Annotated in this window: 26 protein-coding genes and 1 tRNA gene; 17 read left to right on the forward strand and 10 right to left on the reverse strand. The window is 70.3% G+C overall.

What is annotated here, in order from left to right; all coding sequences use genetic code 11:
• Nucleotides 1–6 precede the first annotated feature (6 nt).
• Nucleotides 7–957, reverse strand: coding sequence for an EamA family transporter RarD (gene rarD / locus CLV43_RS11270; protein WP_211304326.1), 951 nt, complete (start codon nucleotides 955–957; stop codon nucleotides 7–9).
• 210 nt (nucleotides 958–1167) lie between these two features.
• Between rarD and CLV43_RS11275 the strand changes: the two genes are divergently transcribed.
• Entirely contained in the window at nucleotides 1168–3639 is a 2472-nt protein-coding gene (locus CLV43_RS11275) for a sunset domain-containing protein (protein WP_106187060.1), read from the forward strand.
• Nucleotides 3640–3955: 316 nt separating this feature from the next.
• Here CLV43_RS11275 and CLV43_RS11280 read toward each other — a convergent pair whose 3' ends face one another.
• The 4 genes from CLV43_RS11280 to CLV43_RS11295 all read right to left on the reverse strand — a co-directional run bounded on the left by CLV43_RS11280 (nucleotide 3956) and on the right by CLV43_RS11295 (nucleotide 8387).
• Nucleotides 3956–5026, reverse strand: a complete 1071-nt coding sequence (locus tag CLV43_RS11280) for a 2-oxoacid:ferredoxin oxidoreductase subunit beta (RefSeq protein WP_106187061.1) — start codon at nucleotides 5024–5026, stop codon at nucleotides 3956–3958.
• Nucleotides 5023–6912 (reverse strand): 2-oxoacid:acceptor oxidoreductase subunit alpha, encoded by a 1890-nt coding sequence (locus CLV43_RS11285; protein WP_106187062.1) that lies wholly within the window; start codon nucleotides 6910–6912, stop codon nucleotides 5023–5025. The genes CLV43_RS11280 and CLV43_RS11285 overlap by 4 nt, the downstream gene beginning before the upstream one ends.
• Nucleotides 6913–7174: 262 nt before the next feature.
• Nucleotides 7175–7927, reverse strand: coding sequence for an enoyl-CoA hydratase (locus tag CLV43_RS11290; RefSeq protein ID WP_106187063.1), 753 nt, complete (start codon nucleotides 7925–7927; stop codon nucleotides 7175–7177).
• A gap of 10 nt (nucleotides 7928–7937) precedes the next feature.
• Nucleotides 7938–8387, reverse strand: a complete 450-nt coding sequence (locus CLV43_RS11295; protein ID WP_390377627.1) for an Lrp/AsnC family transcriptional regulator — start codon at nucleotides 8385–8387, stop codon at nucleotides 7938–7940.
• 66 nt (nucleotides 8388–8453) lie between these two features.
• On the opposite strand from CLV43_RS11295, the gene ddaH reads away from it, so the two are divergent.
• The 8 genes from ddaH to CLV43_RS11330 all read left to right on the forward strand — a co-directional run bounded on the left by ddaH (nucleotide 8454) and on the right by CLV43_RS11330 (nucleotide 14276).
• Complete coding sequence (gene ddaH / locus CLV43_RS11300) at nucleotides 8454–9344, forward strand: dimethylargininase (protein WP_106187064.1); 891 nt, start codon at nucleotides 8454–8456, stop codon at nucleotides 9342–9344.
• 423 nt (nucleotides 9345–9767) lie between these two features.
• Nucleotides 9768–10409 (forward strand): hypothetical protein, encoded by a 642-nt coding sequence (locus CLV43_RS11305; RefSeq protein WP_106187065.1) that lies wholly within the window; start codon nucleotides 9768–9770, stop codon nucleotides 10407–10409.
• 64 nt (nucleotides 10410–10473) lie between these two features.
• Entirely contained in the window at nucleotides 10474–10842 is a 369-nt protein-coding gene (locus CLV43_RS11310; protein ID WP_106187066.1) for a roadblock/LC7 domain-containing protein, read from the forward strand.
• Nucleotides 10843–10974: 132 nt separating this feature from the next.
• Nucleotides 10975–11346, forward strand: coding sequence for a hypothetical protein (locus CLV43_RS11315; protein WP_106187067.1), 372 nt, complete (start codon nucleotides 10975–10977; stop codon nucleotides 11344–11346).
• Nucleotides 11347–11652: 306 nt separating this feature from the next.
• Complete coding sequence (locus tag CLV43_RS11320; protein WP_170155802.1) at nucleotides 11653–12312, forward strand: DUF4232 domain-containing protein; 660 nt, start codon at nucleotides 11653–11655, stop codon at nucleotides 12310–12312.
• Nucleotides 12313–12518: 206 nt separating this feature from the next.
• Entirely contained in the window at nucleotides 12519–13490 is a 972-nt protein-coding gene (locus CLV43_RS11325) for a hypothetical protein (protein ID WP_170155803.1), read from the forward strand.
• A gap of 215 nt (nucleotides 13491–13705) precedes the next feature.
• Entirely contained in the window at nucleotides 13706–13864 is a 159-nt protein-coding gene (locus CLV43_RS47735; RefSeq protein ID WP_170155804.1) for a hypothetical protein, read from the forward strand.
• 70 nt (nucleotides 13865–13934) lie between these two features.
• Nucleotides 13935–14276 carry a hypothetical protein gene (locus CLV43_RS11330; protein ID WP_146174733.1) on the forward strand — a complete coding sequence of 114 codons (342 nt, stop codon included), beginning with the start codon at nucleotides 13935–13937 and terminating at the stop codon, nucleotides 14274–14276.
• Here the strand turns inward: CLV43_RS11330 and CLV43_RS11335 are convergent.
• On the reverse strand, nucleotides 14273–15307 hold the full coding sequence (locus CLV43_RS11335; RefSeq protein WP_106187070.1) for a LysR family transcriptional regulator: 1035 nt from the start codon (nucleotides 15305–15307) through the stop codon (nucleotides 14273–14275). The two genes, CLV43_RS11330 and CLV43_RS11335, sit on opposite strands and share 4 nt — an antisense overlap.
• 253 nt (nucleotides 15308–15560) lie before the next feature.
• Here CLV43_RS11335 and CLV43_RS11340 point away from each other — a divergent pair, with 253 nt between their 5' ends.
• The 4 genes from CLV43_RS11340 to htpX are packed head-to-tail and all read left to right on the forward strand — an operon-like array spanning nucleotide 15561 to nucleotide 17964.
• Entirely contained in the window at nucleotides 15561–16004 is a 444-nt protein-coding gene (locus tag CLV43_RS11340) for an NADH-quinone oxidoreductase subunit B (protein WP_106187071.1), read from the forward strand.
• Entirely contained in the window at nucleotides 16001–16573 is a 573-nt protein-coding gene (locus CLV43_RS11345) for an NADH-quinone oxidoreductase subunit C (RefSeq protein WP_106187072.1), read from the forward strand. The genes CLV43_RS11340 and CLV43_RS11345 overlap by 4 nt, the downstream gene beginning before the upstream one ends.
• On the forward strand, nucleotides 16570–17082 hold the full coding sequence (locus CLV43_RS11350) for a 4Fe-4S binding protein (protein WP_170155805.1): 513 nt from the start codon (nucleotides 16570–16572) through the stop codon (nucleotides 17080–17082). The genes CLV43_RS11345 and CLV43_RS11350 overlap by 4 nt, the downstream gene beginning before the upstream one ends.
• A gap of 18 nt (nucleotides 17083–17100) precedes the next feature.
• Nucleotides 17101–17964, forward strand: coding sequence for a zinc metalloprotease HtpX (htpX, locus tag CLV43_RS11355; RefSeq protein WP_106187073.1), 864 nt, complete (start codon nucleotides 17101–17103; stop codon nucleotides 17962–17964).
• Here htpX and rfbA read toward each other — a convergent pair.
• Together rfbA and CLV43_RS11365 are read right to left on the reverse strand one after the other, a co-directional pair.
• On the reverse strand, nucleotides 17961–18842 hold the full coding sequence (gene rfbA, locus CLV43_RS11360; protein ID WP_106187074.1) for a glucose-1-phosphate thymidylyltransferase RfbA: 882 nt from the start codon (nucleotides 18840–18842) through the stop codon (nucleotides 17961–17963). The two genes, htpX and rfbA, sit on opposite strands and share 4 nt — an antisense overlap.
• A gap of 4 nt (nucleotides 18843–18846) precedes the next feature.
• The gene (locus CLV43_RS11365; protein ID WP_106187075.1) at nucleotides 18847–19338 is read right to left on the reverse strand and encodes a YajQ family cyclic di-GMP-binding protein; all 492 of its coding nucleotides are present in this window, start codon (nucleotides 19336–19338) and stop codon (nucleotides 18847–18849) included.
• A gap of 123 nt (nucleotides 19339–19461) precedes the next feature.
• On the opposite strand from CLV43_RS11365, the gene CLV43_RS11370 reads away from it, so the two are divergent.
• Nucleotides 19462–19542, forward strand: a tRNA-Tyr gene (locus CLV43_RS11370).
• A 365-nt stretch (nucleotides 19543–19907) separates the two neighbouring features.
• Nucleotides 19908–20837 (forward strand): HNH endonuclease, encoded by a 930-nt coding sequence (locus tag CLV43_RS11375; protein WP_106187076.1) that lies wholly within the window; start codon nucleotides 19908–19910, stop codon nucleotides 20835–20837.
• Here CLV43_RS11375 and CLV43_RS11380 read toward each other — a convergent pair.
• Together CLV43_RS11380 and CLV43_RS11385 are read right to left on the reverse strand one after the other, a co-directional pair.
• Nucleotides 20834–21013 (reverse strand): tautomerase family protein, encoded by a 180-nt coding sequence (locus CLV43_RS11380; protein WP_245886289.1) that lies wholly within the window; start codon nucleotides 21011–21013, stop codon nucleotides 20834–20836. The genes CLV43_RS11375 and CLV43_RS11380 overlap by 4 nt on opposite strands.
• Before the next feature lie 111 nt (nucleotides 21014–21124).
• Nucleotides 21125–21379, reverse strand: coding sequence for a hypothetical protein (locus CLV43_RS11385; RefSeq protein ID WP_106187078.1), 255 nt, complete (start codon nucleotides 21377–21379; stop codon nucleotides 21125–21127).
• A 416-nt stretch (nucleotides 21380–21795) separates the two neighbouring features.
• Here CLV43_RS11385 and CLV43_RS11390 point away from each other — a divergent pair, with 416 nt between their 5' ends.
• Together CLV43_RS11390 and CLV43_RS11395 are read left to right on the forward strand one after the other, a co-directional pair.
• Nucleotides 21796–22152 carry a hypothetical protein gene (locus tag CLV43_RS11390; RefSeq protein WP_106187079.1) on the forward strand — a complete coding sequence of 119 codons (357 nt, stop codon included), beginning with the start codon at nucleotides 21796–21798 and terminating at the stop codon, nucleotides 22150–22152.
• 11 nt (nucleotides 22153–22163) lie between these two features.
• Complete coding sequence (locus tag CLV43_RS11395; RefSeq protein ID WP_106187080.1) at nucleotides 22164–22934, forward strand: PhzF family phenazine biosynthesis protein; 771 nt, start codon at nucleotides 22164–22166, stop codon at nucleotides 22932–22934.
• Nucleotides 22935–22964: the final 30 nt, after the last annotated feature.

Below are 22964 nucleotides of genomic sequence, written 5' to 3' on the forward strand. Positions count from 1 at the left end.
ACGCCCTCAGCGGCACTCGGGCGCGAGCTCGGCGGCGGCCTCCCGGCGGGCCTTGTGGCCGGTGCGGGCGGCGTCGGCGGTGAAGACCGCGAGCGCCACCCAGACCAGGCCGAAGCCGAGCCAGCGCACCGGGGTCATCGCCTCGTGCTTCACGAACACGCCCCAGGCGAACTGCAGGATCGGCGCCAGGTACTGGAGCATCCCCAGCGTGACGAGGGTGACCTTGCGGGCCGCGGCGCCGAACAGCATCAGCGGGACGGCGGTCACCGCGCCCGCCGACGCGAGCAGCAGGGCGTGGCCGACGCCGTGGGTGGTGAACGTGCCCGCGCCGGAGAGCTCCAACCAGACCAGGTAGCCGATGGCGATCGGCGCCAGCACGATGCCCTCGCCGGTCAGGCTCGTGGTCGAGTCCAGCGGCACGGTCTTCTTGATCAGCCCGTACACGCCGAACGAGCAGGCCAGCGTCAGCGAGATCAGCGGCAGCGCGCCGTAGTCGAACGCGAGCACGGCCACCGCCAGCACCGCGATGCCCAGCGCCACGACCTGCGGCAGGTGGATGCGCTCGCGCAGCACCACGACCCCGAGCAGGACGCTGACCAGCGGGTTGATGAAGTAGCCGAGCGAGGCCTCGACGACGTGCGAGCTGTTCACGGCGTAGATGTAGACGCCCCAGTTGACCGCGATCAGCACCGAGGCGCAGGCGACCATCAGCCAGCCCTTGGCCGGCAGGCGGCGCAGCGCGCCCCACTGGCCGAGCGCGAGCGTGATCCCGGCCATCACCACCAGCGACCACGCGATCCGGTGGGCCAGCGTCTCCACGGAGGACGCGGGGAGCAGGAGCGGCCAGTACGCGGGGACCACACCCCACAGCACGTAGGCGCCCACCCCGTAGGCGATTCCCCGATTGGGGCGGTGAACTTCCACCACGGTGTCCGTGGGGTTGGTAAACGGCGGCACCCACCGCACTCTACGCCGCGACGCCGGTCCGTTTGACCTGGTCAGTTGGGCCCGATGACCTACTATCGACAGATCCGTTCGCCAGTGGGCGGCCAACCGCGCCCGACCTCGGGGTCAGGGTAGTTTGGCACCGCTTCCACTACCGGGTGAACGCCCCGCCGTGTGGAGCGCGTCGGGTGTGACAGGACTTGCCAGTTGGAGGAACTTCCAGTGGTGTCGCTCTTCGGGCAGGTCTGGCTGTGGAGCCTGCTGTCCTTCGTGGCCGGTGTGCTGGTCACCTGGCTCGTGCAGGTTCGACCGGCCAGGACGCAGATCGCCGAGCTGGAGGACAGGCTCGGTGGTGCGGCCGGGCAGCCGCGGCCGCAGCAGCCCCCGGCCAGGCCGGGACCGTCGCCGATGGGCGACGACGAGTTCGACAACTGGCACGTCGGTGCGCGCGCGCAGACCGACGACCCGCTGGGCGCCGAGCCGCCGCACGCCCCCGAGCAGCACTGGCCGTCGGGGCCCGCGCCGGAGGCGCCGCGTCCCTACGAGCCGCCGCGCTCCTACGAGCAGCCGCGTCCCGCTGAGCCGCCGCGTCCGGCCGAGCAGGTTCGCCCGGCCGAGCAGGCGCGACCGGCCGAGCCGCCGCGTCCGCTGGAGGCGCCCGCCGCCCGCGCGCCGCAGCAGCGTCCCGCCGAGCCGCCGAGGCCGAACAACGACGTCCCGCCGTTCGTGCCGGTCGGCGCGTTCGCCCAGGCGCCCGAGCCGGACCCGGAGCCCGAGCCCGACCACGACTACGACGAGCTGCCCCCGGCGCTCACCAGGCTCCCCGAGACCGACGAGCCCTTCCGCCTCTCCGAGCCCGTCGAGGTGCCCGAGGAGGAGAAGCCGCGCAGCCTGTTCCAGCGGCTGGAGACCGAGGTCCAGGCCGAGCCGGTGCCGCTGCGCCCGGCCGAGGAGACCACCGTCTTCCGCCGCGAGGACCTCGACCAGCTGCCCGACCTGCCCGAGGTCCCCTCCGGTCGCGCGCGGCAGCCCGCGCCCGCCGAGGTCGCGCCGCCGCGCCCGGAGCCCACCGCGCCTCCCGAGGTGGAGGAGTGGCACCCGCGCGAGGTGTGGCGCGAGGAGGAAGAGGAAGCGGCCGTCGAGGCGGCCCCGGCGCCGGTCGACGAGCGCGAGGAGGACTTCGCCGCCGACGACTGGGTGCAGACCGCCGACGGGGAGAAGGCCCCGGAGCAGGCGTCCGAGGACGAGGCCCCGAAGGCCGCCGACAAGCCCGCCGAGCCGGTCGAGGCCGCCGAAGCTGGTGACACCGTCGAGGCCGTCGAAGCCGCCGAGGTCGTCGAGTCGCAGGACGAGGCCGTCGCGCGGTCCGAGGACGAGCCCCTCGACGCCGAGATCGTCGAGGACGAGCCGGTCGAGGAGCCCGCGGCCGAGAAGCCCGCCGTGGAGAAGCCCGCCGCCGAGAAGCCCGCGGCGGAGGCGGCCCCCGTTCCCCCGGAGGACGCCGCCGAGGAGACCTCGGTCATCCCCGCCGCCGAGATGCGGCAGGCCATCGCCGAGGCCGACGCCCGCAAGGCCGAGAGCGCCCGCCCCGAGGTGCGCGGGCCCGACGTCCAGCAGCCCGAAGTCCGCAGGCCCGAGCCGAGGCAGCCCGAGCCGAGGCAGCCCGAGCCCAGGCAGCCCGAGCCCCGTCAGCCCGAGGTCAAGCAGCCCGAGCCCAGGCAGTCGGAGCCACGTCAGCCGGAGCCCAGGCAGCCCGAGGCCCGTCCCGCCGCCGCGCAGCCCGAGGTCCGCCGTCCCGGCGTGGGCCAGCCGGAGGCCCGTCCGGCGGAGTCCCGTCCGGCCGAGGTGCGTCGCCCGGAGCCCGCACCGCGGGCGAGCACGGGTGACGACGCCCGCCAGCCGTGGCCCGAGCACAGCCTCACCGGCCAGTTCCCGATCATCACCCCGGACGACATCGCGTCCAGCAAGGGCCAGCTCGGCCTCGAGGCGAACGACCCCGACGACGTGCGGGACGACCCGGACGAGCCGGTCGTCGAGCCCGCCGCCGAGGAGGTCGTGGAGCCGCCGGTCGAGGAACCGGCCGCCCCCGCGCCCGCCGCGGTGAAGCCCCCGGCTCCGCCCGCCGCCCCGGCGGCCGCCAAGCCCAGGTCGCTGTTCGAGCCCATCCAGGGCGAGTCGGACGACGACCCGGAGCCCGCCGAGACCGTGCGCCAGCTGCCGCCGTCGGACGACCAGCCGTTCGTGCCGACCCTCGCGCCGAGCCTGTTGGCGCGCGGGTCCAACGGGCTGCCGCAGCGCCCGCAGCGCCCCGCGGGCGGTCCGCCGCCCATGTCGTCCCCGCCGCTGCTGGCGCCCCAGCAGCCCGTTGCCCCTCCGCCGCCCCCGGCGAAGCCGCTGCGGCCCCGTCCGGTCGGTTTCAGCCCCTCCACGGGGGGTCGTCCGGAGACCCCGCCGCCCGCCGCGCCGCGCTACCAGCAGCCCGAGGGCTTCAACCCGCGCTCGCCGTTCGGGCCGGGGTCGGTGCTGCCCAAGTCCGACGGCCACGCGCCCGCACCGGACTTCGCGGTCAAGGCCACCCTGACCGGCCGCCGCTACTACACGCCCGACGCCTCCACCTTCGAGGGCACCAGGGCCGACGTCTGGTTCCGCACCGAGGCCGACGCCCAAAAAGCCGGCTTCCGCCCCGCCCAATAACCCCACACCACGACAAGAGGCCCCCTCCGCACACCGGAGGGGGCCTCTCGTCACTCTTACGCTCTACCACTCTCACGCCGCCGCAGCCGCTCCTACGCTCTCGCGCTCTGCTGCCGCTCCTGCGCTCTCGCGCCGCCGCCGCTCTCGCGCTCTGACCGCTCTCCCGCCGCCGCGACCACCCCGCGCTGCCGCGTCGGTAGGTCGGCCCCCGTTTTTTCCGAAGCCGGCGACGCAGTCCCCGGCTTCGGAAAAAATCGGGGCCGACCTGCCGACTCCCGGCGGCAGCGCCCTGATCTGCGAAGCAGTCAGAAAAGACTCAATCGCTCAGCACGGTCCAGGTGTCCTTGCCGCGCAGCAGTGCCGCGAGGTCCGCGGGCTTCGCCGCCTTGGCCTTCTCGACCTGGTCGCGGGCCGCGTCGTCGTAGGTGGTGCGCTTGACGTTGCGGAACACGCCCGTGACGGTGTGCGAGAGGTCCTGGGCGGACAGCCGGGACAGCGCGAACGCGTAGGACGGGTCTTCCAGCGTGGCGTCGTGCACGACCACGCTCTCCATGCCGACCTCGGAGATCTTCGCGACCTCCAGGCCCGCGAACCCGGACCGGACCACGCCGTACTCGCCGTCGACGCCGAAGGTGATCGGCTTGCCGTGCTCCAGGTTGATGATCCGGCGCTTGGCGTCGTCGGCGTCCTTGAGCACGTCGAACGCGCCGTCGTTGAAGATCGGGCAGTTCTGGTAGATCTCCACCAGCGCCGACCCGCGGTGCTCGGCGGCCTGCCGCAGCACCTCGGTCAGGCCCTTCTTGTCCGAGTCCAGCGCCCGGCCGACGAAGCTGGCTTCCGCGCCCAGTGCCAGCGACACCGGGTTGAACGGGTGGTCCAGCGAGCCCGCGGGCGTCGACTTGGTGATCTTGCCGGTTTCCGACGTGGGGGAGTACTGCCCCTTGGTCAGGCCGTAGATCCGGTTGTTGAACAGCAGGATCTTGAGGTTCACGTTGCGCCGCAACGTGTGGATCAGGTGGTTGCCGCCGATGGACAGCGCGTCGCCGTCACCGGTCACGACCCACACCGACAGGTCCGGCCGCGACACGGCGAGACCGGTCGCGATGGCGGGCGCGCGGCCGTGGATCGAGTGCATCCCGTAGGTGTTCATGTAGTACGGGAAGCGGCTGGAGCAGCCGATGCCCGACACGAACACGATGTTCTCGCGCTTGAGCCCCAGCGAGGGCAGGAACGACTGGACGGCGTTGAGCACGATGTAGTCGCCGCAGCCGGGACACCAGCGGACCTCCTGGTCCGACTTGTAGTCCTTGGCCTTCTGCGGCTCGTCGGTGGTGGGGACCCCGGCGAGCCCGCCCAGCTCGGGCAGCCCCAGGTCGATCGTCGTCACGCTCCAACCCCCTTGATCACATCGGCCAGCACGTCCTGCAGCTCCTCCGCCTTGAACGGCAGGCCCTGGACCTTCGTGTAGCTCATGACGTCCACGAGGTACTTCGCCCTCAGGAGCAACGCGAGCTGCCCCAGGTTCATTTCCGGCGCGATCACCTTGTCGTAGCGCGAGAGCACGTCACCCAGGTTCTTCGGGAACGGGTTGAGGTGCCTCAGGTGCACGTGCGCCACCGGCAGGCCCAGCTTGCGCACGCGGCGGGCCGCGGCACCGATCGGGCCGTAGGAGGAACCCCAGCCGACCACGAGCACCTTGGCGTCACCGGTCGGGTCGTCCACGATCGCGTCCGGCACCTCGATGCCGTCGACCTTGGCCTGGCGCAGCCGCACCATCCGGTCGTGGTTGTCCGGCTCGTAGGAGATGTTGCCGGTGTTGTCGGCCTTCTCCAGCCCGCCGATGCGGTGCTGCAGACCGGGTGTGCCGGGGATCGCCCACGGGCGGGCCAGCGTCTCCGGGTCGCGCACGTACGGCCAGAACTCGCCGGACCCGTCGGTGGCGTTCGGCTCGGTGGCGAACTCCACGGACAGGTCGGGCAGGTCGTCGACGTCCGGGATCAGCCACGGCTCGGAGCCGTTCGCGATCGCGCCGTCGGACAGCAGCAGCACCGGCGTGCGGTAGGTGAGCGCGATCCGGACCGCGTCCATGGCGGCGTCGAAGCAGTCCGAGGGGGACCGCGGCGACACGATCGGCACCGGCGACTCGCCGTTGCGGCCGAACATGGCCTGGAGCAGGTCGGACTGCTCGGTCTTGGTCGGCAGACCCGTGGACGGGCCGCCGCGCTGCACGTCGATGATGAGCAGCGGCAGCTCGGTCATCACCGCGAGGCCGATGGTCTCCGACTTCAGCGCGATACCGGGGCCCGACGTCGACGTCACGCCGAGCGCGCCGCCGTAGGAGGCGCCCAGCGCCGCGCCGATGCCCGCGATCTCGTCCTCGGCCTGCAGCGTCGTGATGCCGAAGTTCTTGTGCTTGCTCAGCTCGTGCAGGATGTCCGACGCCGGCGTGATCGGGTAGGTGCCCAGCACGATCGGCAGCCCGGACTGCTGGCCCGCGGCGACCAGGCCGTACGCCAGCGCCGTGTTGCCGGTGATCTGGCGGTAGGTGCCGGTGTTCAGCTTCGCCGGGGCGACCTCGTAGGTCACCGCGAACGACTCGGTCGTCTCGCCGTAGTAGTAGCCCGCGCGGAACGCCAGCACGTTGGCCTCGGCGATGTCCGGCTTCTTCGAGAACTTCTCGCGCAGGAACCGCTCGGTGCCCTCGGTCGGCCGGTGGTACATCCACGACAGCAGGCCCAGCGCGAACATGTTCTTCGCGCGCTCGGCGTCCTTCTTGCCGAGCCCGGTCTCCTCCAGCGCGCCGATCGTGATGGTCGCCATGGCGACCTCGTGGACCTGGAAGTCGGCGAGCGAGTCGTCCTCGAGCGGGTTGGTCGCGTAGCCGACCTTCACGAGGTTGCGCTTGTTGAACTCGTCGGTGTTGACGATCAGGATCCCGCCCTTGGGCAGGTCCTTGATGTTCGCCTTCAGCGCCGCCGGGTTCATCGCCACGAGCACGTCGGGGCGGTCGCCGGGGGTGAGGATGTCGTAGTCCGCGAAGTGCAGCTGGAACGACGACACACCGGGCAGGGTGCCTTGAGGTGCCCGGATCTCGGCGGGGAAGTTCGGCTGTGTGGCGAGGTCGTTGCCGAAGGCGGCGGCCTCGGAGGTGAATCGGTCACCGGTGAGCTGCATGCCGTCACCGGAGTCCCCGGCGAACCGGATCACCACTCGATCCAGCTTGCGTGTTTCGGGGGCTCCTGGCAGTGAGCCGTTACCCAGGTCGGTAGTCATCTCCTACGCCGATCCCTCTCTTCGTGGACAGGCCGAGCTGTTGTCCCGCATGACTTGTGCAGTTGCGAGGGTAGTCGTTTGTGCTAAAGCAACGGTGTCCCGCGTGCCACCAGGCGGGAACCCCTGTCTCACCGGCCGCGCGGGGCCCTCTCCCGACGGTAGGCACCTCGGTACCCGGCTTCCGGCAAAGGCGGTGCAGGTCACAGCGGGTACGCCCGGTTGGCGTACCAAAAGTAGCCGTTACTTCCGGTAACAGGAAGATTTAGGGGCGCGTGCTGATCCTGGCCTTGAGCGCCGCCAGCTTCGCCGCGAACTCCGGCGAGCCGATCGACGCGACCTGCGGACCGAGCTCGGTGGTCACCGCCTCGGCGTGGTCGGCCAGGTCAGCGGTGGTGCGCATGGTCGCCTTGATCGCGCGCACGAGGTCGCGTGGGCCGTCCGCCGCGGCCCTCACGAGCTCCCGCGCGGCACCGACGACATCATCACCCGTCCGTGTGTGGGCGAGCCCGGTGCGCACGGCCTCGTCGGCGTCCACGACCTGCCCGAACAGCGTCATCGCGGTGGCCGTCTGCGGCCCGACCAGCCGTTGCAGCATCCACGTCATGCCGCCGCCGGGGTGGATGCCGAGCTGCAGGAACCGCGCGTCGAACCGCGCCTTCGGCCCGGCCAGGCGCACGTCGCAGGCCAGGGCCAGGTTCAGCCCGGCGCCCACGGCGGCCCCGTTGACGGCCGCGACCGTCGGCAGCGAGCAGCCCGCGACGGCCAGGAAGCCGGCGTAGATTCGCCGCAGCCCGTCTTCCTCGGCCTCGCCGAGAGCGGTCAGGTCGGCCCCCGCGCAGAACGCGGGTGCCGCGCCGGTCACCACCACCGCGTGGACTTCGGGATCCCGCTCGCACGTCGCGACGGCGTCGACCAGCTGGTCGGACAGCTCCACCGTCAGCGCGTTGCGGCGTTCGGGATCCCGAACCGTGACGACCGCGATGCGGTCCGAACGCTCCAGCGACACCTCGGCCATGCCCCGGACTCTACGGAGCGGGCGGCCGGTCCAGGAGCCGGGACAGCACGACGGTCGACACGGTCCGGTCGATGATCTCCACGGCCCGCAGCCGCTCCAGCGCGGTCTCCAGGTGGTGGATGCTCGCCGCCCGCAGGTGCACGATCGCGTCGGCGGCCCCGGACACCGTGTACGCGGCCATCACCTCCGCCATCGGCTCCAGCCGGTTCTGGATGTCGCTGGGCGACACGTTGCCGCGGCAGTGCACCTCGACGAACGCCTCCGTGCCCCAGCCGAGCTGCTCCGGGTCCACCACCGCCGTGAAACCGCGCAGCACCCCGGTGTCCAGCAGCTTGTCCACCCGCCGCTTCACCGCGGGCGCGGACAGCCCCACCACGTTCCCGATCTCCGCGTAGCTCGATCGGGCGTTGGCCATGAGGCACGAAATGATTCGATGGTCGATGGAGTCCACACGCAACATAGTGCCCTAAAAGACGCAATATTGTGGCGTTGTTCGAGGGTCAGCCGGCCATCTACATTTCGATCCATGACCTCGGTATCCATTCTGGGCCCCGGTGACGAGCCGTTCGTGCTCGACCTCGGCGCACCCGCCGCGCCCGTGCGCGTGCCGACCACCCGCAGGTACCTCATGTGCCCGCCGGAGCACTTCACGGTCGAGTACGCGATCAACCCCTGGATGGACCCGACCCAGCCGATCAGCACCGAGCTGGCCATGGCCCAGTGGACCGCGTTGAAGGACGCCTACGAACGCCTCGGCCACAAGGTCGAGGTCATCGAGCCCCAGCCCGGCCTGCCCGACATGGTCTTCGCCGCCAACTCCGGCACCGTCATCGACGGCCGCGTGCTGGGCTCCAGGTTCCGCGCCGAACAGCGCGCCGCCGAGGCCGACCACTTCCGCCGCTGGTTCCAGACCAACGGCTACCACGGCGTCGTCATGCCGGAGCGCACCAACGAGGCCGAGGGCGACTTCGCCTGGACCGGCACCCTCCTGCTGGCGGGCACCGGCTTCCGCACCGACCCGGCCGCCCACGCCGAAGCCCAGGAGGTCCTCGGCGTCCCCGTCGTCTCCCTCCAGCTCGTCGACCCCCGCTACTACCACCTCGACGTGGCCCTGGTCGTCCTCGACGACCAGTCGCCGAACCCCCTCGTCGCCTACTACCCCGACGCCTTCTCCGCGGGCTCCCAACAGGTCCTCCGCCGCCTCTTCCCGGACGCCGTCATCGCCACCGGAACCGACGCCGCCTGCCTCGGCCTCAACGCCGTCTCCGACGGCCGCCACGTCCTCCTCCCCGTCGAGGCCACCGACCTCGCGGCCCAGCTCACCGCGCGTGGTTTCGAGCCGGTTTTCGTGGACATCTCGGAGCTGCGGAAGTCGGGCGGCGGACCGAAGTGCTGCACGATGGAACTGCGGGGTTGAGAACTCGGTTAAACAGCCACCGAGAGCCATCCGTGCGTGATGACGGATATGCGCACTTCGTTCTTCTGAAGCTCAGAGCAATACTCCGATAACCCACCGTGTTCCCGACCCGAGAAATGCGGATTGGGTCCCCATCGCCCCACTCCACACCGAAGGCCCTGGTAAGAGTCGTTTACGACTCCCCAGGGCCTTCGTTTGTTTCCGGTGTGGATTGGAATGCTTCACTCGATCAGGTGATGCTTGTCCTGGATGAGCGGCGCCTAAGGGTAAGAAGTAACCCCGACGGTCGCTCTTTCGATAAGAGTGAAGTACCCGATTGGGTGTTCAGTTCGGCAGGTACCTCTCTGCAGTTCCGAATCAACACGGAGTGACCCCCTGAGACCCGAAGATCGAGCCGCGTTCGACGTCGTCGCGTCCGCACTGGTGCGGTGCGACGCCGGTCGTGTCACCGGCGCGTTGTGCGTCACCGGCAACGCGGGCGGGGTTTTCCACTTGTGCGACGGCGTGGTGGTCGCGGTGGAAAGTCCTGGCTCGCCGGTGGCCGTCGTGCAGGACGGTGCGTTCGCCGTCGCGGTGGGCGAGGTCGAACGGTGTTTTGTCGACGAGTCGGTCGACCGGGCTCCGCGGACCGCGGACGAGGGGGTCGCGTCGGACCTGCTGCTGTCGGAAACGGCACGTCGACTGGACGTGCTGGCCTCGCTCCCGTTCCCCTTGGCGCCCTACCGGGACCGGGTGGTGGCCGCCCCCGGAACGGAGGCGGCCGCGTTGACCGCGCGACAGCGGGAGATCGTCGCGCACGCCACCGGGAGGCGCACCGCGCGGGACCTGGCGTTCGTGGTCGGGCGGAGCCTCTACTCGGTCACCGTCGAGATCTCCCGGATGCTCGGCGGTGGACTGCTGGAGATCGCCACACCCGCAACGTCGTTCGGCTTCTCGCACTGGGGGCTGACTTCCCTGCGCCCTCGAAAAGCGGCGACGCAGGCTTCCGGTCGTTTTCTCGACCAGTCGACTTCGTTGCCCATTCGCCGCCGGGGTGAGCCAGGCCGGCATTCCGGAATCGTCTGAGGCCTTCGGAGGTGGAATGTTAGTCTTGAGCGGTTCGGCATTTCCAATTCAGGAGTGGAGCGAATTGGACTACGACGCCCTTGGTGCCGAGATCAAGAAGCTCCGGGAGAACGTCACCGGCGTGACCGACACGGTGTTGGCCGCATCGGACGGGATTCCCATACTCGCCGACGTGGCGAAGGACGTCGATCCCGCGCACATCTCCGCGTTGGCCGCCTCCGACCTCGCCATCGCACGCCAGGCGGCCGAGGTCATCGGCCTCGGCGTGCTCAACCAGACCGTGGTTTTCGGCAGCGAGGGCTACATGGCCGTTTACGCGATCGGCAGGTTGTCGCTGCTGGTCGTGCTCGGGGACAAAGGGCTGAACCTCGGTCGTCTGCTGCACGAGTCCCAGCCCGTGATCGAACGAGTCGGCGCGATCCTGGCCCCCTAGCCCATGCCCACGCTCGGCTCGTTGTTCTCGTCGACCTTTTCCTCCGCATGGAGACGTGTCCGCATGCGACCGGGCCCCAGGAGCGCGGCCGCGTCGTCCCAACCGCCAGCTGACCCAGAGAAGTGGAGTTCGATGAACATCGATATCGCGTTGAAAGAGGCCATGGCCATCGCGGGCGCCGTCGGCGTCGCGCTGGTCGACTACGACAGCGGAATGTCGCTCGGCACCAGCGGCGGGGGCGAGTGGCTGAACCTCGAGATCGCGGCGGCCGGGAACACCGAGGTCGTCCGGTCGAAGCTGCGGGTGATGTCGGCGCTCGGGCTCAACGACAGCATCGAGGACATCCTCATCACGCTGCACCGCCAGTACCACCTGATCCGGCTGATGGGGGGTGTGAAGGCGCGGGGGTCGCTCTTCCTCTACCTGGTGCTGGAGAGGGACTCCGCGAACCTCGCGATGGCGCGCCACCAGCTCAGGCGAATCGAGTCCGAGCTGCAGGTCTGAGCCGGCTTTCACGGAATGCTCACGAAAGGGAAAGGCCCCCGGCGGATCGTCGTCGGGGGCCTTTCCCCCGTCTCATCAGGTCGGTCGACTCCGATGTTGTGGGTGATTCGAGTACTGGTCGGAACAGGGTAAAACTCCAGGTCAGAGCATGTCTGCCAGGATTGGAACGGTGAGCGCTGACGATCGGAAGAACTGAAGGTTGTCGCGTGTGACCTGATTCACAAACACGCATCCTTTCGCGTTGTCGAACATCCTTACCTGTGCAAGATGCGAACACGGCAGGACAATTCGAAGGAGTCGGGGAAAATGCGCAACAACAACAGTCGAGTCGTCCGCACCGCCGCCGCGGTCGCCGTCCTGGCCGCGTTCGGCGCGCTCACCGCCTGCTCCACCGGTCAGGCCGGGACGCCCGGTGCCGCCGGTGACGTGAAGCCGTCCACCTCCAGCGCGAAGCAGGCGCAGACCCCCGCCGGGGGCACCAGGGTGACCGGGGGTGCCGACGCGCTGAAGGCGAACGGCAGCAAGCCGTCCGGGGAGCAGTTCTGCGCCACCGCGCAGGTGGGGCTCGGGGTCGACTTCCCGGCGCAGGGCGCGGAGGGGCAGCTGACCGTGCCGATCCTGCTGGCCAACGACTCGTCGGTCCGCTGCACGATCCAGGGCTTCCCCGGTGTCCAGTTCCAGAAGGACAACGGCGAGTCGTGGGACCTCGTCCGCAGCGACGACCCGATCAAGCCGGTCAGCCTCGCGCCCGGTGAGTCGACGAGCGCCACGCTGGTCTTCCTGAGCGCGACCACGCCGGAGGGCACCTCGCACTGGTCGCCCGACTCGATCCTCGTCACGCCGCCGAACACGACCGACACCCAGCGCCTGGCGTGGGACTTCGGCGCGATCGTGCGCCAGGACGCCGCCACCCACCCCGGCACCTACGTCCGTTCGGTCGCGGCCGTCGACTACGGCAACAAGTGACCCCAGGCCCGTGGGGCGACCTGGGTCTTAACGTGCTCGGCGAACGGTGCCGGTGAAGGTGGCTCGACCACCTCCACCGGCACCGTTCGTTTTGTCCGGACAGCCCTGACCGGGGTAGCGGCGCGGAACCCTCTGGACTCGGATAATGGATAGTGCTAAGTTCCATTATGGCGAGTGAAGCTATCCATGATCAGAGGGGTACGGCCGTGAGAGCTCTGTCGGCGTTGATGGCGAAGGTGTCCGGGTGGAACCGGCCGATGCTGGTCGTGGCCGCGGCGATGGTGCCGGTCGCGCTGGTCGCGGTGGTCGGTCTGGTCGTGGACGACCGGGTGCTGGCGGGGTCGCCGATCTGGTTGAAGCCGTTCAAGTTCGCGGTCTCCATCGCGGTCTACGGCGTCACCTGGGCGTGGCTGATCTCGTTGCTGCACGTCGGCAAGCGGCTGGCCCAGCGGATCTCGGTCGGCATGGCGGCGGTGTTCGTCGTGGAGCAGGCCCTGATCGTCATGCAGGTGGTGCGCGGCCGCGGCAGCCACTTCAACGTGATGACGCCGTTCGACTCGACGGTGTTCAGCGTCATGGGGGTCTCGATCGGCCTGCTGTGGACCGGCTCGCTGGTGCTGACGGTGCTGGTGCTGCGGACGCCGTTCGCGGACCCGGCGACGCGGTGGGCGCTGCGGATCGGCTCGGTGGTGTCGCTGGCGGGCGTGGGGATGGGGGCGTTGATGACGTCGCCGACGTCGGCGCAGCTGGACTCGATGAAGGACGGCACGTTCAAGGGGATCGTCGGGGCGCACACGGTGGGCTTCGAGGACTCGGGGCCGACGATGGCCGTGACGGGGTGGAGCACGGTGGGCGGCGACCTGCGCATCCCGCACTTCGTGGGCATGCACGCGCTGCAGGTGCTGCCGCTGCTGGTGCTGGTCCTCGCCTTCCTGGCCACCCGCGTGCCCGCGCTGGCCTCCATCGTGGTCCGCACGCGCCTGGTGGTCGTGGCGGGCGTCGGGTACGCCCTGCTGGTCGCGCTGGTGCTCTGGCAGGCCGAACGCGGTCAGCCGCTGACCGGGCCGGACGCCCTCACGCTGGGTGCGCTCGCGGCCGTGGTCGCGGTGGTCGTGGTCGGGGCCGTCGTCTCGGTGGTCCGACCGGTGGCCGCGGCGCAGGAGGTCGCCGTCGGCTGACGGCCCTGCCGCGCTGCGGGCGGCCGTCCGGAGGGGGACGCTGTGGGCGCGGAACCCCGGCACCTGCGGCGGCGTGGAAACCTACACCGATCCGACACCCCATCTGCTCTCGTCATCTGTCTGGGTTCACCCAGAGGGCTGATCGGTCTAGCGTCGAGCACCCCCTCGATGCTCCGATCGACGGCACCTGTTGTCGACCAGGTAGGGAGCGTGCCGTGAACGACCTCGACGCCCAAGGTCAGTCGCCAGTGCAGGAACCCGCCGAAGAGCAGGTGAAGCCCCAGGTGTCGCCTGCACAGCGGCCGAAGAGCGGCCTGGACTGGCTGGTCAAGCAAGCGGAGCGCAAGCGTCCGAGCCAGGCACAACCCGAGTAGGGATCACCGCGCAAGGGCCGCCCGTCACGACGGGCGGCCCTTGCGGCGTTCCGGGCCCTATTGTGGGCGCGTGTCCCCAGGCGTTCGGACCGCCCGGCCGGTGGAGCTGGGCATCGCGACCGCGGTGCTGATGGCCCTCGGCCTCGCCGCGGCGGTCGCCGGGCTGCTGGTCCCGGACACCGGCCCGCTCGCCGCGACCGCGGCCGTCGGCGGCCTGATGATCGCGGCACTGGCCGCCGCCGCGTGGTTCGGCAGCGCACCGGTGCACCGCACGCTCATCGGCACCGTCGTCGTGGTCGCCGTCGCCCTGCTGGCCCTGCACGCGCCATGGTCGGCCCTCGTGCTCGCCGCGGCGGGCCTGCTGCCCGCCCTGCCCCGCGTGCGCGCCTGGTACCGGCAGCCCACGCCCTAGCCGGCCTCGGCCTCGAACGCCGACCACAGCAGGTTCAACGGGTGGTCCGCGGGGAACCTGGCCCGCTCCTCCTTGCGCGCGAACACGCCCACCAGCCGCTCCAGCACCGGCTGCCGGTCGTTCTTCAGCTCCACCACCCGCAGCCCGGTGCCCTCGCGCAGCTCCTGGTTGGCCGCCACCACGCCCAGGCCGGACGTGACGATCATGCAGCCCTGCACGAGCCCGGAGCGCAGCAGCGACATGCCGTACTGGATCTCGTCGATCTCCGCCGCGATGTCCAGCTCGTTGCGGTAGTCCGGTCCGAACCAGCCGCGCAGGAACTCCGCGATCAGTCCGTCGCCCGGCACGACCAGCGGCAGCCGCGGCAGCTCGCCGACCCCCGCGCTGGCCCCGAGCCGCTTCTCCGGCAGGTTCGTCAGCAGCGCGAGACCGCCGCGCCGCCACTCGATGACGTCGAACTCGTCGAGGTGCCCGGTCTTCCCGGCGTGCGTCACGACGCTGCCGCACACCACGTCGACCTGCTTGCTCTCCAGCTTCGACCAGATGTCCCTGGTCCGGATGTGCACGACCTTCAGCTCCACGTCGCGCTCCTTGAACTCGTCCGCGACGTGGTGCCAGGCCTTGGCCAGCGAGTCCAGCATGAACCGGGTGGTGCCGACGGTGAGCGTCGTACCGAGCTTTCGGCGGCACTCGTGAATAGAGTCCAACCAATCGCCCAGCGTGATGCGCGCCAATTCGACCAACGCCTCGCCGGTTTGCGTGATGAGCACATCTTTTCCGCGCCCCTGCTTGACGACGAGGGGTTCGCCGCACAGCGCGCGGAAGTTCCGGTTCAGGGTGTCGATCTGCTTCTGCACGCTCGACTGCTCGCGGCCGAGCACCCGCGCGGCCCGGAGCGCGGAGCGGGTCTCGTGCACGGCGAGCAACGTCCTGAGCTGGTCCATCGTGGTGTCCAGCAGGGCGTTCGGGGAGTGCAGGAGTCTGCTGAGCTGGTTCCCCGCCGGAAGGAGCAGCTGTGCCGAGCTGGACATGGAGGCCTCTCAGGTCGTCGCGTCGGGCCGCGAGATGTTCTACCGATCAGTTGTACTGAACCTGACCACAGTTCGGCTACAAATAATCCTTAGATTCTGTCCCATTTCCCTGGACACGTATAGGCGTTCCGTAAGAGACTTCCGTTGCAACCAGCAGAGAGTTCGCGGGTTGCAATCCTGTGGGGGGATAAGGGGGGTTGGGGGCTCGCCGGGCGCAAGCTTGGCGGGCCCCCACGTATTAGCCTTCCCCACCGTGACGGTTTCCACGTCCGCCGAGCGCGGACCGCGCCTCGACTGGGGCACCACCTTCCACATCACCGTGCTGGACCTGGGTCTCGCGTGCTGCGGCGTCGAGGTGATGGCCGCGCTCGAGGGCCGCGGCCCCGACGACCTCGCGGCGCTGGGCGTCGAGCCGGTGCACGACGGGGGCGAGGCTCACGTGCTGATCGTCTCCGGCACGGTCACCGACGTGATGCTGCCCGCGGTGATCGCGACCTACGAGGAGATGCCGGAGCCGCGGTACGTGCTGTCCGTCGGCGCGTGCAGCAACACCGGCGGGCCGTACTGGGACTCCTACTGCGTGACCAAGGGGATCGACCAGGTGCTGCCGGTCCACGTCGCCGTGCCCGGCTGCCCGCCGCGTCCCGAGGCGCTCATCGAGGGCCTCGTCGCGCTGCACAAGCTGGTCGCCTCGTGACCGCCGCGTCCGCCGAGCTGGCCGAGCTGGTGCCCGGTGCCGTGGTCAAGACGGCCTTCGGCCAGAGCACCGCGCACGTCGAGCTGGACCAGTGGTCCACGGCAGCCCGGTTCGCCCACGACGACCTCGGCTGCCTGGCGTTCGACTGGCTCGGTGTCGAGGACGCGGGCCGCCCCGGCGCGAGCGGCGTGCGGCACGCCGTCCTCCTGCACGTCCTGCACCCGGACACCAGGGCCGGTCTGCTGCTGCGCACCGAGCTGGCGGCGGGCGAGGTGCTGCCGAGCGTCGCCGGGCTGTGGGCGGGCGCCGCGTGGCACGAGCGCGAGGCCGCCGAGATGTTCGGCGTCGAGCTGGCCGAGCCCACCCCGCACCTGCTGCTGCCCGACACGTTCGCGGGCCACCCGCTGCGCAAGGACTTCGTGCTGGCCTCGCGGGTCGTGCGGCCGTGGCCGGGCAGCCTGGAACCGGGGGAGGACTCCACGTCCTCGCCCAGCCGCCGCCGCACCCTGCCGCCCGGCGTGCCCGACCCCGCGACGTGGGGACCCCGACGTGAGGAGAACCAGCAGTGACCGCCGAGCTGCCGCCCCGGACCCGAGGCGTGATCGCGCTGCTGGAGTCCAACTGCACGGTCTGCATGATCTGCGCCCGCGAGTGCCCCGACTGGTGCATCCACATCGAGTCGCACACGGAGACGGTCGAGACGCCGCGAGATCTGCTTGCAGGGTCGAGCCAGGGGAACAGTCATGCCCGTCCTCGTACCCACAACGTGCTGGATCGCTTCGCGATCGACTACGGCCAGTGCCTCTACTGCGGCATCTGCGTCGAGGTGTGCCCGTTCGACGCCCTGCACTGGGCGCCCGAGTTCGGCTACCCCGGAACGGGTGACGTCCACGGCGACGGCGCGGTCGCCGAGCTCGTGCACGAGCGCGACGTGCTGGCCACGTGGATCACCGAGGTCCCGCCGCCGCCCGCGCTCGACCCCGCCGCCGAACCGGCCCCGGAGACGACCGCCACACGTCCGGTACGGGGCGGTTCAGGAACCGCGCGCAGGCCGGGAGCGTTGAGGGGGAGGACCTGAACCCGGAGGCGAACCAGCGTGCACAAGCACTACAACGGGTTGAAGACCGCGCTGCTGCTCGGCGCGATGAGCGGGCTGATCCTGCTGATCAGCTCGTTCTTCGGGCGAACCGCCCTCTACTTCGGTCTGCTGCTGGCGCTGGGCGTCAACGCGTACGCGTTCTTCAACTCCGACAAGCTGGCCCTGCGCGCGATGAGGGCCCGCCGGGTGTCGGAGGTCGAGCAGCCGTCGATGCACCGGATCGTGCGCGAGCTGTCGATGACCGCCCGGCAGCCCATGCCGCGGCTCTACATCAGCCCCACGCAGGCCCCCAACGCGTTCGCGACCGGCCGCAACCCGCGCAACGCCGCCGTGTGCTGCACGACCGGCATCCTGGAGCTGCTCGACGAGCGTGAGCTGCGCGCCGTCCTCGGCCACGAGCTGTCGCACGTCTACAACCGTGACATCCTGATCTCGTGCGTCGCGGGCGCTCTGGCCACCGTGGTGAGCATGCTCGCCAACATCGCCCTGTTCGCGGGCATCTTCGGCGGTGGTGACGACGACCGCCCGAACCCGTTGGCGCTGCTGCTGATCGCGCTCCTCGGGCCGGTCGCCGCGGGCATCGTGCAGATGGCGGTCAGCCGGTCCCGCGAGTACCAGGCGGACGCCTCCGGTGCCGAGCTGACCGGCGACCCGCTGGCCCTCGCGTCGGCGCTGCGCAAGCTCGACCACGGCACCAGGGCGGCCCCGTTGGCACCGGAGCCCGCCGTGGTGGCGCAGTCGCACCTGATGATCGTCAGCCCGTTCCTGCCCGGCGAGTCGCTCAGCAGGCTGTTCTCCACCCACCCGCCGATGGCCGACCGGATCCGCCGCCTGGAGGAGCTGGCGCACCGCCGTTCCTAGGCGGTGGCGCCCGCCTCGAGTGCGACGTTCATCACGTACTGGCCGTAGCCCGACTTCGCGAGCGCGGCGCCGAGCCGGTAGCACTGGTCGGGCGTGATGAGCCCCATCCGCAGCGCGATCTCCTCCAGGCACGCGATCCGCACGCCCTGCCGGTGCTCCAGCACCTGCACGAACTGGCCCGCCTCCAGCAGCGAGTCGTGCGTCCCGGTGTCCAGCCACGCGAAACCGCGGCCGAGGTCGACCAGGTTCGCCCGCCCCTCGGCCAGGTAGGCCAGGTTGACGTCGGTGATCTCCAGCTCGCCGCGTGCCGACGGCTTGAGCTCGCTCGCGATCGACACGACCCGGTTGTCGTAGAAGTACAGGCCGGTGATGGCCTTGTTCGACTTGGGCCTGGCGGGCTTCTCCTCGATCGAGACCAGCGTCCCGCCCGCGTCGACCTCGCCCACGCCGTAGCGCTCCGGGTCCTTCACCGGGTAGCCGAACAGCACGCACCCGTCGAGCTTGGCCACCTGCTCCTGCAGCATCCGCGAGAAGCCCTGGCCGTAGAAGATGTTGTCGCCCAGCACCAGCGCGACGGTGTCGCCGCCGATGAAGTCCGCGCCGATCACGAACGCCTCGGCCAGCCCGTTCGGCTCGGCCTGCTCGGCGTACTCGATGCGCAGGCCCCACTGCGAGCCGTCACCCAGCAGCCTGCGGAACTGCGGCAGGTCGTTCGGCGTGGAGATCAGCAGGATCTCCCGGATCCCGGCCAGCACCAGCACCGAGATCGGGTAGTACACCATCGGCTTGTCGTAGACGGGTAACAGCTGCTTCGAGACCGCTTGCGTGATCGGGTGCAGCCGCGTTCCGCTGCCACCCGCCAGGACGATGCCCTTCACGCGCTCACCGGTAGTTGGTGAACTGGAGCGCGATCCCGAAGTCGGAGCCCTTCAGCAGCGAGATGATCTCCTGCAGGTGGTCCTTCTTCTTGCCCGAGATCCGCAGCTGGTCGCCCTGGATCTGCGCCTGCACGCCCTTCGGCCCCTCGTCGCGGACCTTCTTCGCGATCTCCTTGGCCTTCTCCGAGGTGATGCCCTGCACCAGCGTGCCGGTCACCTTGTAGACCTTGCCCGAGATCGACGGGTCCCCGATCTCGAACGCCTTCATCGAGATGCCCCGCTTCACGAGCTTCTCCTGGAAGACGTCGATCGCCGCCCGGCACCGCTCCTCGGTCTCGGACTGGAACGCGATCGCCTCCTCACCCGCCCACGACACCTCGGTACCCGTACCCCGGAAGTCGAACCGCGTCCCCAACTCCTTGGACGCCTGGTTGAGCGCGTTGTCGACCTCCTGCCGATCGACCTTGCTCACCACGTCGAATGACGGATCCGCCACGTGCTCGACACCTCCGCGTAGATGGGCCTTTGACGAGCCCCGATGTTACCGGGGTATCCCGGTTGCGAACCCCTCCGCGGGGTTATGTAGTCTCTTGTTCGCACCCGGCACCACCGGGCGCAAGGCGGGTTGCCCGAGCGGCCAATGGGAGCGGACTGTAAATCCGTCGCGAAAGCTACAGAGGTTCGAATCCTCTACCCGCCACACCTGAGAAGACGCCCCCGTGACCTGTGCGAACAGGACGCGGGGGCGTTTTCGCGTTAGTCGTGGGTGGTCGCCCGCGCATGCCCGCTTGCGCGACCTCCCCGCCGTTCCGTGGAATCGGAACACCCCCGCACGCGCAGTCGTCGCGCCACCCGGCCAATGCCGCCGGGGTGGTCCGCCGACGAATGGTCGTCCCGGTTCGTGGGCAGTGCGGGTGCCGTGGTGGTCATTCGCTTCGTGGGCTGAGTCACTTCGTGGTCCACCGGTCCGCGTCCAGCAGTCGACGCATCTCGTCATTCGTCCGTGGGATCGCTGTCCAGGTTGGTACAACTGGTCAACTTCGCGATCGGTGATTCGGGGGACGCGTGCGGGCTTGGTCGTTGTTGTCGTTCGGCGAGGACCGGGACTTCCAGGGCAACACGGGGTACGCGGACGTGCTGGAGTCGCTCTACGTCTACGACTCGTCGGTGCAGAACTCGAAGCAGGTCGCGGTCGGCGACCTGGTGGTCGTCCGCGGCAAGGAGGCGGCGCTCGGGGTGGCGTGGGTGCAGGGCATCGACGTGGACCCGGCCGCGGTGAAGACCCGCATGAGGTGCCCGCGGTGCGGGGTCACCGGGTTCAAGCGGCGGTTCCACCTGTCCCCGCAGTTCCTCTGCACGTCGTGCAGGCACGAGTTCGACGTGCCGGTCGAGGAGGAGATCGGGGTGACCAGGTACGTCGCGCACTACTCCGGGACGTGGCGCACGCTCGAAGGTGCGATCAGCGTGGAGAGCCTGAACGAGGTGGCGCTGAACAGGTCCAAGCAGCAGTCCATCCGCCCGCTCGACCGCGCGAAGGTGGAACGGCTGCTGGCGGGTCTCCGCGTGCCGCTGGCGCCGACGGGCGACCTGCCGAAGCAGAAGGTGGACGGCGGCCGCAGGCAGGCCGTCGTCGAGGTGCGGTTCGGGCAGGACACCTTCCGACGGGCGCTGCTGCGCAGGTACGGCCTGGTCTGCGCGGTCACCGGGCCGTGCCCCGGCGAGGCGCTGCAGGCCGCGCACCTGCGGCCGTTCGCCGAGCACCAGAGCCACGACGTCGAGGAGGGCCTGCCGCTGCGGGCCGACGTCCACCAGTTGTTCGACCGCGGGCTGCTGTCCGTGGACCCCGAAGCGCTCCGCGTGCACATCGCACCCACGCTGCACGACTACCCGCACTACCTGGCCCTGGCCGGTGCGCCGCTGGCGGTGGAGGTGCCACCGCCTGCACGGCTCGCGCTGGCCGATCACTTCGAGGTGTCGACCGCGCGCTGGGGCTAGCGGTCCGAGACGAGTTGGCCGCCGATGGCCCAGTTGGTCGACTCGGTCTCGCGGATCACGACCCACACGCCTTCCGGCTTCACGTCGCACGTGCGGGCGATCGCGTCGGTCAGCTCGCGCACGAGTGCGCGCTTCTGCTCGTCGGTGCGTCCGGGGAACATGTCTACGGTGATCATGGGCATGGACGGACCTTGAACTGGACGGGGCCTGCGCGCAAGGGCTTCCTCTCCCTTGCGTGCAGGCCCCGCGGGGGCAGCATAGCCCATGTCGAACACATGTTCGACTGGTCAGGCTGTGCGAAGTGCGTTCCGGCCCTCTTCGGTCAGCTCGGCGCGCACGCGTTGGCCGTAGCCGGCGGGGGCGCTGGGGCGGAGCAGGCCCGCGCGGACGAGGTCGTGGGTGGCGGACTGGTCGCAGCAGGGGAGGCCGTCGACGTAGAGGTCCGGTTCGCGGCCGCCGGAGAACTCCGCGCGTCCCGCTTCGACCGCGCGGAGCATCGCCCGTGCCCGGCCGGACAGTTCTCGTACCTCGGTGGTGGTCATGGTCCCCGCCTCTTCCCGTCGTGCGCCCTGTCCTCTAGGAGGTAGGACCTGTCCCGCGAATACCCGCCGTTCGGGTTGTCCGGGGAGGGTCCACCTTGCTCCGGTCGGCCGTTCGGATCATGTCGCCACGCCGATCGGCCGCGCTGTTCAGTCGAACCGAAGTTCGTCGACCGGCCGGCGCTCGGTTCGGACCCGTTGTCGCGCGAGGGGGCGGTCGGAGTCGTGCGGCTGCCGATGCACAGGACATGAGCGAAATCCTGGTTGCCCTGGCAGCCCTTGCGGTCGGGGTGCTGTTCGGCCTGTTCCTGCGTCGGCCGCGGCCTCGCTCAGCCGCGTCGGCGCCGAGATCGGTGGCTCCTCTGCAACGCTCTGCCCACAGGGAACTCCTCAACGCTGCAGACGACCTCGAGTACGCCTTGAACACCGTGCGGAACTTCGGTCCGCTGTGCGCCTCGGAGCTGCTCAACGTGGACCTGCCCGCGAAGCTCGACCGGCTGGTGCTGGCGGGGATGTCGTCGGAGGTGTTCACCCGGCTGCGCGCGCGGACCGAGCAGATCGCGCTGCACCCGTTCCCCGAGCAGCGCGAGCTGGTGTCCGCCGTGCGCGCCGACGAGCAGCCGTCGCCGCTGTCCGCGGTGTGGCTGCTGATCCGGGAGGCCTCCGGCAGCGGCGCGGCCCAGCACGTGGCCGCGGGCGCGGCGAAGGACTGCCTCGACGAGCTGCGCGCCGAGCTGGCGCTGCTCGCCCCCCACGACGACGCCGTCCTGGTCTAGCGTCGAAGCACGTGGAGATCTTCGTGGTGGACGCGTTCACCGACCGACCGTTTTCCGGCAACCCGGCCGGAGTTGTCCTGCTCGACGGGCCCGCCGACCCGGCGTGGATGCAGTCCGTCGCGGCCGAGGTGAACCACGCCGAGACGGTGTTCGTCGAGGTCGGCGGGGCGGAGCCGCTGCCGGTCCGCTGGTTCACCCCGACCTCGGAGGTCGACCTGTGCGGCCACGCGACGCTGGCCGCCGCGCTCGTGCTGGGCGGCACGGTCGTGTTCAGCACCCGCAGCGGGTTCCTCACCTGCAAGGCGGGCTCGGACGGCTGGGTGGAGATGGACTTCCCGGCCGACCCGCCCTCGCCCGTCGACCCGACCCCGCTGCTGCTCGCGTCCCTGCCCGGCGTGACGGTCAAGGCCGTCGCCAGGGGCGTGTCGGACGTCCTGGTGGAGGTGGCGTCGGCCGCCGAGGTGCGCTCGCTGCGCCCGGACCTCGTCCTGCTGGCCGACGTGCCGGGGCGCGGGGTCGTCGTGACGGCCCGCGGCGACAAGCCGGGGGTCGACGTCGTCAGCCGCTGCTTCTACCCGTCGTTCGGCGTGCCCGAGGATCCGGTGACCGGATCCGCCCACTGCACGCTGGCCGCGTGGTGGGCACCGCGCCTCGAGCGGAGCGCGCTGATCGGCGAGCAGGCCTCCCCACGCGGCGGACGTGTCCAGATGACCCTGCGTGACGACAGGGTCGGATTGGCGGGCCAGGGTGTCACTGTGTTGCGAGGACAGCTGACCGTGTGACCGGTTTCGTCACTTCACGTGGTATATGCC

The organism is Umezawaea tangerina (assembly GCF_003002815.1).
GTDB classification, from domain to species: Bacteria; Actinomycetota; Actinomycetes; order Mycobacteriales; family Pseudonocardiaceae; genus Umezawaea; species Umezawaea tangerina.

What these genes read in the sequence shown, in the direction of transcription:
- CLV43_RS11285 (WP_106187062.1), bottom strand. Translation starts at nt 6,912, where the DNA reads ATGACTACCGACCTGGGTAACGGCTCACTGCCAGGAGCCCCCGAAACA.
- CLV43_RS11290 (WP_106187063.1), bottom strand. Translation starts at nt 7,927, where the DNA reads ATGGCCGAGGTGTCGCTGGAGCGTTCGGACCGCATCGCGGTCGTCACG.
- CLV43_RS11295 (WP_390377627.1), bottom strand. Translation starts at nt 8,387, where the DNA reads ATGTTGCGTGTGGACTCCATCGACCATCGAATCATTTCGTGCCTCATG.
- ddaH (WP_106187064.1), top strand. Translation starts at nt 8,454, where the DNA reads ATGACCTCGGTATCCATTCTGGGCCCCGGTGACGAGCCGTTCGTGCTC.
- CLV43_RS11315 (WP_106187067.1), top strand. Translation starts at nt 10,975, where the DNA reads ATGAACATCGATATCGCGTTGAAAGAGGCCATGGCCATCGCGGGCGCC.
- CLV43_RS11320 (WP_170155802.1), top strand. Translation starts at nt 11,653, where the DNA reads ATGCGCAACAACAACAGTCGAGTCGTCCGCACCGCCGCCGCGGTCGCC.
- CLV43_RS11335 (WP_106187070.1), bottom strand. Translation starts at nt 15,307, where the DNA reads ATGTCCAGCTCGGCACAGCTGCTCCTTCCGGCGGGGAACCAGCTCAGC.
- CLV43_RS11380 (WP_245886289.1), bottom strand. Translation starts at nt 21,013, where the DNA reads ATGATCACCGTAGACATGTTCCCCGGACGCACCGACGAGCAGAAGCGC.
- CLV43_RS11385 (WP_106187078.1), bottom strand. Translation starts at nt 21,379, where the DNA reads ATGACCACCACCGAGGTACGAGAACTGTCCGGCCGGGCACGGGCGATG.